At 46.9% G+C, this 11,030-nt stretch carries 7 protein-coding genes; 6 read left to right on the top strand and 1 reads right to left on the bottom strand.

What is annotated here, in order from left to right:
• The first annotated feature begins 6 nt into the window (after positions 1 to 6).
• The 6 genes from rpoC to tuf all read left to right on the top strand — a co-directional run bounded on the left by rpoC (position 7) and on the right by tuf (position 8,744).
• Positions 7 to 3,759 carry a DNA-directed RNA polymerase subunit beta' gene (gene rpoC / locus CPZ25_RS11035; protein ID WP_058693312.1) on the top strand — a complete coding sequence of 1,251 codons (3,753 nt, stop codon included), beginning with the start codon at positions 7 to 9 and terminating at the stop codon, positions 3,757 to 3,759.
• 138 nt (positions 3,760 to 3,897) lie between these two features.
• Complete coding sequence (locus tag CPZ25_RS11030) at positions 3,898 to 4,137, top strand: ribosomal L7Ae/L30e/S12e/Gadd45 family protein (RefSeq protein ID WP_058693313.1); 240 nt, start codon at positions 3,898 to 3,900, stop codon at positions 4,135 to 4,137.
• A gap of 132 nt (positions 4,138 to 4,269) precedes the next feature.
• Entirely contained in the window at positions 4,270 to 4,644 is a 375-nt protein-coding gene (rpsL, locus tag CPZ25_RS11025; RefSeq protein WP_013382423.1) for a 30S ribosomal protein S12, read from the top strand.
• Positions 4,645 to 4,755: 111 nt separating this feature from the next.
• Entirely contained in the window at positions 4,756 to 5,226 is a 471-nt protein-coding gene (gene rpsG / locus CPZ25_RS11020) for a 30S ribosomal protein S7 (protein WP_013382422.1), read from the top strand.
• A gap of 74 nt (positions 5,227 to 5,300) precedes the next feature.
• A complete protein-coding gene (fusA, locus tag CPZ25_RS11015) occupies positions 5,301 to 7,376 on the top strand; it encodes an elongation factor G (protein WP_058693314.1) in 2,076 nt (691 codons plus the stop codon).
• A gap of 174 nt (positions 7,377 to 7,550) precedes the next feature.
• Positions 7,551 to 8,744 (top strand): elongation factor Tu, encoded by a 1,194-nt coding sequence (gene tuf / locus CPZ25_RS11010; protein WP_058693315.1) that lies wholly within the window; start codon positions 7,551 to 7,553, stop codon positions 8,742 to 8,744.
• A 414-nt stretch (positions 8,745 to 9,158) separates the two neighbouring features.
• On the opposite strand, the gene CPZ25_RS11005 is transcribed toward tuf, so the two are convergent.
• The gene (locus CPZ25_RS11005) at positions 9,159 to 11,024 is read right to left on the bottom strand and encodes a glycerophosphodiester phosphodiesterase family protein (protein ID WP_167495215.1); all 1,866 of its coding nucleotides are present in this window, start codon (positions 11,022 to 11,024) and stop codon (positions 9,159 to 9,161) included.
• Positions 11,025 to 11,030: the final 6 nt, after the last annotated feature.

Genomic DNA, 11,030 nt, shown 5'->3' with positions numbered 1-11,030 from the left:
AACCAATTGTTAAATGAAGAATTTACCTTTAAGTCGTTGCAAATTGGATTAGCATCACCTGAAAAAATCAGAGAGTGGTCTCGGGGTGAGGTTAAAAAACCCGAAACCATTAATTACAGAACCCTGAAACCGGAAAAAGAAGGTCTTTTCTGTGAAAAAATCTTCGGACCAACCAAAGACTGGGAGTGTAACTGTGGTAAATACAAGCGTATTCGCCATAAGGGCATCGTCTGTGAAAACTGTGGTGTTGAAGTAACAAAAGCAAAAGTAAGAAGAGAACGGATGGGGCACATCGAGCTTGCCTCACCCGTATCACATATCTGGTATTTCAAGGGGATTCCAAGCCGTATGGGCCTGATCCTTGAAATGTCACCCCGTAATCTTGAAAAAATTATCTATTTTGCCTCTTATGTGGTAACGGACCCAGGCGAAACCCCGCTTCAGTACAAGCAGGTGCTGTCCGAAACCGAATATAAGGAAGCGAAAGCCAACTATGGCAAGGACTTTACTGCCGGCATTGGTGCGGAAGCCATTCAGGAGCTCCTGAAGATGGTGGATCTGGATCAGGAAGCCGCTGTGCTGAAGGAAGAACTCAAGGACAGCTCCGGCCAGAAGAAGATTCGTGTGGCCAGACGTCTGGAAGCCATTGAAGCTTTCAGAAATTCCCACAATAAGCCGGAATGGATGATCATGGAAGCCATCCCGGTTATTCCGCCGGAACTGCGGCCAATGGTACAGCTGGACGGGGGACGTTTTGCGACCTCAGACCTGAACGACCTGTACCGCCGTGTGATCAACCGTAACAACCGTCTGATCAAGCTGCTGGAGCTGGATGCGCCGGACATCATTGTCCAGAATGAAAAGCGTATGCTGCAGGAAGCAGTCGATGCCTTGATTGACAATGGCCGACGCGGCCGTGCGGTCACTGGCCCGGGTAACCGTCCTTTCAAATCCCTGAGTGATATGCTTAAGGGGAAACAGGGGCGTTTCCGTCAGAACCTTCTCGGTAAACGTGTCGACTACTCTGGCCGTTCCGTTATCGTTGTTGGTCCTGAGCTCAAAATGTACCAGTGCGGTCTGCCGAAGGAAATGGCCATCGAGCTGTTCAAGCCTTTCGTTATGCGTGAGCTGGTTGCGAGACAGCTGTCTCAGAACATCAAGAGCGCCAAGAAAATGGTCGAAAAACTCGATCCGATTATCTGGGACGTTCTGGAAGATGTCATTCACGAACATCCGGTGCTCTTAAACCGTGCACCTACACTCCATAGACTGGGAATCCAAGCCTTTGAACCGATTCTGGTTGAAGGCCGTGCCATCAAGCTCCATCCCTTGGCCTGTACCGCGTACAACGCCGACTTCGACGGTGACCAGATGGCCGTCCACGTGCCGCTGTCTGTAGAGGCTCAGGCAGAAGCCCGATTCTTAATGATGGCCTGCAACAATATTCTGAAACCTCAGGATGGTACGCCGGTTGTCGTTCCTTCACAGGATATGATCCTCGGTTCCTACTATATGACGCTTTATAAAGAAGACGCCAAAGGAACCGGTTCCATTTTCTGTGATATGAACGAGCTGGAAATGGCGTATTTCAACCACGACGTTGAGCTTCACGCCAAGGTTAAGGTCCGTACCACCAAAGAAATTAATGGTGAAAGCTATACCCGTCTGGTGGAAAGCACCGTCGGTCGTTTCATTTTCAACCAGATTCTGCCGCAGGACATGGGCTTTGTGAAACGTGAAACCATTGATGATCACTTTAAACTGGAAGTGGATATGCAGGTTGACAAAAAAGTACTGACCAAAATTGTCGACCGCTGTTTTAAGGCTCACGGCCCCACAATTACTTCCGAAACCCTCGATGAGATCAAGCGTCTGGGCTATAAATACTCTACCCAGGCCGCCATCACCGTTGGTGTTGCCGACATGCAGGTGCCAGGAAACAAGGAAGAAATTCTCGCCCGTGCCGATGAAAAGATCGCCAAGAACCTCAAGCTGTTCCGCCGTGGTCTCATTTCTGAAGAGGAACGTTACCAGAACGTTGTCGATATCTGGAACAACGCTACCGATGAAGTAACCGACGCGCTGTTAAGCCATCTGGACCGACTGAACCCAATCAACATGATGGCCGATTCCGGTGCCCGTGGTTCCAAGAACCAGATTCGTCAGTTGGCGGGCATGCGTGGTCTTATGACCAACCCGACCGGCCGTGTCATCGAGCTGCCAATCCGTTCCAACTTCCGTGAAGGTCTGAACGTACTCGAGTTCTTCTCCTCCACCCATGGTGCCCGTAAAGGTCTTGCCGATACGGCCCTGAGAACAGCGGACTCCGGTTACCTGACCCGTCGTCTTGTCGACGTCAGCCAGGACGTTATCGTCCGTGAGGAAGACTGCGGAACCACCCGTGGTTATGAGGTAACAGCCATCAATGAACATGGCGAGGTCATTGAAGATCTGGCCGAACGTATTGAAGGCCGTTACGCCTTCGAGGATGTTGTGCATCCTGAAACCGGGGAAATTATGGCCCATAAGGACGAAGTCATCACCAGCGACCAGGCAGAAGCCATTCAGGAAGCCGGTGTTGAAAAAGTTGTTATCCGCGCTGTATTCAACTGTAATTCCAAATACGGTGTCTGTAAAAAATGCTATGGTGTCGATATGACCAGCTGGAAACCTGTCGAAATCGGTGAAGCGGTTGGCATCATTGCCGCCCAGTCCATCGGTGAACCGGGTACCCAGTTAACCATGCGTACCTTCCATACCGGCGGGGTTGCATCCGCGGACGACATCACCCAGGGTCTCCCCCGTGTCGAAGAACTTTTTGAAGCCCGTAAGCCAAAGGGACAGGCTATTATTTCAGAAATAGCTGGCCGTGTCGAGATTCTGGAAGGCAAGAAAACCGAAGCAGTTGTCACTGCGCCAGACGGTGAATCCAGAATTTACCTGATTCCTTACGGCTCACGCTTAAAGGTACATACCGGCGATAAAATCGAAGCCGGCCAGGAAATCACCGAAGGTTCCATCAATCCGAATGATATCCTGCGCATCAAGGGCATCGACGCGGTACAGCAGTATCTGTTGTCCGAAGTGCAGAAAGTATACCGTCTGCAGGGGGTACACATCAGCGATAAGCATATCGAGCTGATCATCCGACAGATGCTGCGTAAGGTTAAGATTGAAAATGCCGGAGATACCGACCTGATCACCGGGGCCTTAACCGATATTTTTGAAATGGAAGAAAAGAACAACGAAGCTCTGGATATGGGGCTGGAACCGGCACAGGCCAGCAGAGAGCTCCTTGGGATCACTAAGGCATCTCTGGCAACGGATTCCTTCCTGTCCGCGGCATCCTTCCAGGAAACCACTCGAGTGCTCACCGACGCTGCCATCAAGGGCAAGGTCGATCCACTTATCGGTCTAAAGGAAAATGTCATTATCGGCCAGCTGGTGCCCGCCGGAACCGGCGTCAAGGCTTACAGCCGCGTCGAGCTTGACTATGACCGCGAGGATGAGGATGATGAGGAAGAAGAACTGATTGATGATATGATCAAAGACGATATCACGAATGTGAAGGAGCTTTCCGACGACATGGATATTGTCATGGATGATGATAACATCTTAGCCAAGGCTGTTCAGGAAGAACGCGAAAACCTTGAAAAGGACGATGAACTGGCCAAGGCCTTTGATATGTTCGACATGGATTTCTTAGACAACAGCAGCAGTGAAGCCAGCGATATGATTATTGGAGATCTTGACGACTAAAACCCATAAACCCCGCCAAACGGCGGGGTTTTCTTTCAAGATAAAGGAAGTTTTAATTACCGCTTGACAAGTTGGCAAAAAGAGTGTATATTAGAAAGGTATGTTTAGCAAAGTCTTATAAACTGCTGGAGGTATAAATTGGAAAGTTTTGGTGAGACCCCAAAGGTCATCGGGACAAAGCAGACCCTGAAAGCTGTAAAAGAAGGAAAAGCAACCATGGTTGTTTTAGCTGAAGATACCGAAGATTCTATTAAGGAAAAAATTGTCACCGCGTGTCAGGAAGCATCTGTTCCCATCGAGCCCTACGAAAGTAAGGTTGCGCTCGGTCAGGACAGCGGCATTGAGCGGGGAGCGGCAGTGATCGCACTGCTGAAATAGTATGAAAGCGCAGGCGCCTGATGGGCGCTTATTTGACGCTTATATCTGGTTAAAACTTCGAATGATTTAACAGAAAGGCTGTTTTCATTTGGATTTTTGATATAAAATTTTAAGAAGGAGGTGCAGGACTGAATGCCTACCATTAATCAGCTTGTTAAACAAGGAAGAAAAAGCGCGGAAATCAAAACAAAGACTCCGGCACTGAAAGCAAACCCCCAAAAAAGAGGTGTTTGTACCGCAGTTAGAACATCTACACCAAAGAAACCAAACTCTGCTCTGAGAAAAATTGCCAGAGTTAAACTGGTAAACGGTATGGAAGTAACTGCTTACATCCCAGGTATCGGCCATAATTTACAGGAACATAGTATCGTTCTGGTAAAAGGCGGCCGTGTTAAGGACTTACCAGGGGTTCGTTACAAGATCATCCGTGGTGCATTAGATACCGCTGGCGTAGAAAATCGTAAACAAGCTCGATCCAAATACGGGGCTAAAAAGCCTAAGAAGTAAGAGTAGTGCATCGTACTGCAAATCTGATAATAGATCTAGATTGTAAGTATAAGCACAACGACTTTGGATGTCGAGTACCGATGAACATCAATTGTTAAGGAGGGAAGCAAAGTGCCTAGAAAAGGACCAGTTCCAAAAAGAGAAGTATTGCCTGATCCGATTTATGGTAGCGTTGTTGTTACTAAATTGGTAAACAACGTTATGTTAGACGGAAAAAAAGGCGTTGCCCAGAGAATCGTATATGATGCATTCTCAAAGGTAAATGAAAAAACCGGTAAGGATGCTTTAGAAGCATTCGAAGAAGCATTAGCAAACATCACACCTGTGTTAGAAGTAAAAGCAAGAAGAGTCGGTGGTGCCACCTATCAGGTTCCAATCGAAATTCGTGCAGACCGTAAACAGGCTCTGGCTTTAAGATGGTTAGTTACTTACGCACGCAAACGTTCTGAAAAAACCATGAAGGACCGCTTAGCCGGTGAAATCATGGATGCTCTGAACAACAGTGGTGCAGCCGTTAAGAAAAAAGAAGACACACACGCGATGGCAGAAGCCAACAAAGCTTTTGCACATTATCGTTGGTAGTATAAAATCCTTATTGGATTTTATACGATATGTTTACTGTTTAGTATTCAAATTAAAATTGCGAGGAAAAATCTGTGCCAAGAGAATATAGTTTAGAGAACACAAGAAATATCGGTATTATGGCGCATATTGACGCAGGAAAAACCACTACTACTGAAAGAATCCTTTACTATTCTGGTAAAATCCATAAAATCGGCGAAACCCATGATGGTGGCGCGCAGATGGACTGGATGGAACAGGAACAGGAAAGAGGTATCACCATTACCTCTGCTGCTACAACTTGTCATTGGAAAGGCAACCGTATCAACATTATCGATACACCGGGCCACGTTGACTTTACCGTTGAAGTAGAACGTTCTTTAAGAGTTCTTGACGGTTCTGTAGCGGTATTCTGTGCCAAGGGCGGTGTTGAACCTCAGTCCGAAACCGTATGGCGTCAGGCTGACCAGTACCATGTACCGAGAATGGCTTACATTAATAAAATGGACATCACCGGTGCGGACTTCTACCATGCGGTAGACATGATCCGTGACCGTCTGGGCGCAAACCCAGTATGTATCCAGCTGCCAATCGGTAAGGAAAGTGATTTTATTGGTATCATTGACCTGCTTACCATGAAGGCTGAAATCTACAAGGATGATTTAGGTGAAGAAATTGAAATCACCGATATTCCTGACAATATGAAAGAAGAAGCTGAGAGCTACCGCGATAAGATGCTTGAAGCCCTTTCTGAAGTAGATGAAAACCTGATGGAAAAATACCTGGAAGGCGAAGAAATCACCATCGAGGAAATCAAGGCAGCCATCCGTAAAGGAACCTGTAACGTAGAATTGATCGCAGTAACCTGCGGCTCTTCCTATAAAAACAAGGGTGTTCAGATGATGCTGGATGCTGTTGTTGATTATATGCCGTCACCGCTTGACGTACCTGCTATCAAAGGTACAAATCCGGAAACGGACGAAGAAGACGAAAGAAAACCAAGCGATGAGGAACCATTCTCCGCTTTAGCTTTCAAAATCATGACAGACCCATATGTTGGTAAACTGGCATTTATGCGTGTTTACTCCGGTACTGCAGAAGCAGGCTCCTATGTTCGTAATACCACAAAAGGTAAAAGAGAACGTTTTGGCCGTATCCTGCAGATGCATGCGAACCACCGTGAAGAAATCTCCAAGGTTTACACCGGTGACATCGTCGCTGCCGTGGGCCTGAAAGATACCACTACCGGGGACACCCTGTCTGATCCGGATCATCCGATCATTCTGGAATCCATGGTATTCCCTGAACCGGTTATCGATGTTGCCATCGAGCCTAAGACAAAAGCCGGCCAGGAAAAAATGAGTGTTGCACTCCAGAAACTGGCAGAAGAAGATCCTACCTTCCGTACACATACCGATGAAGAAACCGGCCAGACCATTATCTCTGGTATGGGTGAGCTTCACCTGGATATCATCATCGACCGTATGCTGCGTGAATTCAAGGTAGAAGCCAACATCGGCCAGCCTCAGGTAGCTTACAGAGAAAAAATCACCAAAACGGTTGACGCAGAAGGTAAATTTGCCCGTCAGTCCGGTGGTCGTGGGCAGTATGGTCACTGTCTCATTACTCTGGAACCGCTGGAACCAGGCGAAGGTTATATTTTTGAAAATAAAACTGTCGGTGGTTCGATTCCAAAAGAATATATCGGACCAATCGATCAGGGTATCCAGGAAGCAATGCAGAATGGTGTCTTAGCTGGTTATCCGGTTATCGACTTCAAGGCAACCGTTTATGACGGTTCTTACCATGAAGTTGACTCCTCCGAAATGGCCTTCAAGGTTGCTGGTTCTATGGCGTTCAAAAACGGTATGCGCAAAGCAGATCCGGTTATCATGGAGCCAATGTTCAAACTGGAAGTCGTTATTCCGGAAGAATATATGGGCGATGTCATGGGGGATATTAACTCCAGACGTGGCCGTGTAGAAGGTATGGAAGCCCGCAACGGCGCTCAGGTTATCAATGGTATGGTGCCGCTGGCAGAAATGTTCGGCTATGCAACATCCCTGAGAAGTAAAACCCAGGGTCGTGGCGTTTACACCATGCAGTTCTCACACTACGAACCCGTACCGAAGAGCGTTTCTGAAAAAATCATTGAAGGACGCACGAAATAAAGCTGAAAAGTCGAGTCCGATTTCTTTTAGAAATCGGTAGGGCGCAGAGCTATGAGCCGAAAGGCGAATGCGCGCGATAACGAAGCATCTGTGAACCTTATAAAAAACAAACGGTCTGCCGGATCGTTACGGCAGACCGCATTAAATATTTAAAATAACAATAGGAGAAATAAAATGGCTAAGGAAAAATTTGAAAGATCCAAACCACATGTTAACATTGGTACCATCGGTCACGTAGACCACGGTAAAACCACATTAACCGCAGCAATCACCACCGTATTAAACAAACGTTTCGGAACCGGTGAAGCGGTAGCCTTCGACAACATCGATAAAGCACCAGAAGAAAGAGAACGTGGGATCACCATCTCAACCGCCCACGTCGAATATGAAACCGACGCCCGCCACTACGCGCACGTCGACTGCCCAGGCCATGCCGACTACGTTAAAAACATGATCACCGGCGCAGCCCAGATGGACGGCGCGATCTTAGTCGTATCCGCAGCCGACGGCCCAATGCCACAGACCCGTGAACACATCCTGTTAAGCCGTCAGGTAGGCGTACCATACATCATCGTATTCTTAAACAAAGCCGACATGGTTGACGATGAAGAATTATTAGAACTGGTCGAAATGGAAGTTCGAGAACTGTTAGACGAATACGAATTCCCAGGAGACGACACACCAATCGTTATCGGATCCGCTTTAAAAGCCTTAGAAGATCCAGACGGCGAATGGGGCGACAAAATCGTCGAACTGATGAAAGAAGTAGACGCATACATTCCAGAACCCGAACGCGACACCGACAAACCATTCTTAATGCCAGTAGAAGACGTCTTCTCCATCACCGGCCGTGGTACCGTCGCAACCGGTAGAGTCGAACGTGGCGTGGTACACGTCGGGGACGAAGTCGAAATCGTCGGGATTCACGAAATCAAAAAGACCGTTGTAACCGGGATTGAAATGTTCCGTAAGCTGTTAGATGAAGGCCGCTCCGGCGACAACATCGGCGCCCTGTTACGTGGGATCGACCGTACCATGATCGAACGTGGACAGGTACTGGCAAAACCAGGTTCCATCCACCCACACACCCACTTCACCGCCCAGGTATACGTCCTGACCAAAGAAGAAGGCGGCCGCCATACCCCATTCTTCGATGGCTACAGACCACAGTTCTACTTCAGAACAACCGACGTAACCGGTAATATCAAATTACCAGAAGGCGTCGAAATGGTCATGCCAGGGGACAACGTTGAAATGGAAATCACCCTGATCACCCCAATCGCGATCGAAGAAGGTTTACGTTTCGCGATCCGTGAAGGTGGCCGTACCGTAGGTTCCGGCGCCGTTGCTAAGATTATTACAGATTAATTTTAGTTTAGAATAGAATTTAGAGGATCAGGCTTTTTCGAGCCTGATCCTTTTTTTAGTTGATAGTTGATAGTGGATAGTTTTGGTGGAAACACCGGCTTTGCCGGGTTTCTTTTTTTGGCGTCGGCCATTTTTATCTGTTTTTCAATGTAGCGTCCGCAACTGAAATTTTAATTTTATTCTGCAAAAAGCCTCCCGAAATCCCGAAAACTGTTTTCAAACAGCGAATTCGGGATTTCGGGAGGCCTTTTTATGATTAAAAACAAAAAAATAAAAAGCAACGGGCTCCGATACCCACTGCCTTTTATATAAATTAGGAATGAAAAGAAAAAGGGGAGATGTTTATCTCTCAAGTACTATTCTAATCGTTCAACCTTTAGAATATCTTTAATTCTCTATGATTTAATAAAAAATTTACATACCGAATACAATTTGCTCGAGCGTCTTTCTGAGAATATCCTGGCTGTTAATGCCGTTTTCTTTTACCAGCTCCTTGGCCAGAGGCACGTCGTCGGTGATAATGTTATCAACATTGAGGTCGATCATATTGTCAATGAGTTCCTCGTTGTCTACTGTCCAGACATAAATATCTTTATTCTGCCGATGAACCGCATTGACAAGCGTTTTGTTGACAAAGGTGGCCTCAATACTGAAGGCATCCACCGGAAGGGTATCAATGTCACCGTAGGCAATGGCGCTGATATAAGCAGTGCGGATGCTGGGATCAATTTGCTTTACCCGTTCAATGGTGGCGTAATCCAGTGAAGCGAGAATACACTCATCCTTAAAATTCTGTTTCTGAATAACTTCTACAGCCTTTTCCACAAATTCGTGATCGTGGGAAGTGGGTTTGAGCTCGATGTTCATTTTTACCTTGCCCCGGCAGGTCTCAATGGCCTCATCCAAAGTCATGAGACGCTCGCCGCTGAACTCGGGTGAGAACCAGCTGCCAATGTCAATGTCCTTGATATCATCATAATTACTGTTCCAGATATCAATATCCTGTCCAGAAATCCGCTTGATGTTATTGTCATGTGAAACAACCAGAACACCATCTTTTGTCTCTGCGATATCGATCTCCACATAATCGGCGTTGTTGGCAATGGCAGCCTCCAGCGCAGCCCGGGTATTTTCCGGCGCCTCGGTGGAATTGCCGCGGTGTCCAGTAATTTGGGGACCGCTCAGCAGGATATCGGCAGTATCGCCGTCAAAGGCCAGTATGATCTGCGCGCTCTTAATCCCGATGGAAATAACCAGCAGCACACAGGCGGCGATGACCAGATGCTTTTTCTGAGGGGCGAGGGATAGGTTGTTTTCAACCAGCAGTATATCTTCGGGCACGGCATTGTCGGCTTTAGAGTAAGCCTCATAAAGCTTTGAGATAAAAGCAAAGTTAAGCGGTGTGACGACCGCGTCCAGGATACTCGAGCCCAGAAGAAAAATGATGGAAACCAAACTGATCAAAAGCGTAAACCAGAAGGAAGGATCGCTCATTCCCTGGATATACTCAATGATCAGGGCAGCCGGAATAATACAGGTCAGTAAAAATACCAGTGCTGCGAGCAAGCTGATAAACGCGAGAAAGAGATTCCAGAGGAAAAAACGCCACAATGTGTGGAAAAAACGTCCTTTAATCAGCTTTGCACTTTGATGCCGGGCAGTTTTAAAGGATGAATCCTTTAAAATAAAAATATTAAAAACAAAAAGCCATCGGATGACAAGGACGGCCAAAAAGGCAACCAAAGCCATAAAAATAACAGATAAAAGCGGGGAGTCGGCAATATAATCTGAGATAAAGCCTGGAATGGTGAGTTCTCCTATAAAATTGGAGGTGACCATCATATTCATAAACGGGATAATGAGGATCAGGAAAAGAATCATCAGAAAATTCTTAGGTTTAAAAATTGCCAGAGCCCGTTTAAAGCCGCTTCGCATCAAAGGGATGATCTGAACCTTTCGTCCGGCGAGGCTTTCGTGAAAGCAGACAGCCAGCGTGGTAAATTCGATGAGGGTATAAAAGGCCAGAATGAGTAAAAGTGCAAGCCCGACAATCCAGAGCGCCGGATGCCTGAGCAGCTCGCTGATATTGGAGCCTGTAATATAGAAAAGTCCTGCGGCCGAGAGTGAATGCTTTAGAATAAACCCAGTCACAGGAAAGATAATCGTGCTTCCGCAGAAAGAATACAGAATTTCGAAAATGACCAGGGGCCAGAAATTAAAGCGAAATAAGCCGAAGGTCTCTCTTGAGAAGCGTTTATATTGAATTTTTTGCTTTTTCATAAAATC

Source organism: Eubacterium maltosivorans (assembly GCF_002441855.2).
In the GTDB taxonomy this organism is placed as follows: domain Bacteria; phylum Bacillota; class Clostridia; order Eubacteriales; family Eubacteriaceae; genus Eubacterium; species Eubacterium maltosivorans.
The sequence above is the reverse complement of the archived record's forward strand: the minus strand, read 5'-3'. Positions and strand labels throughout refer to the sequence as shown.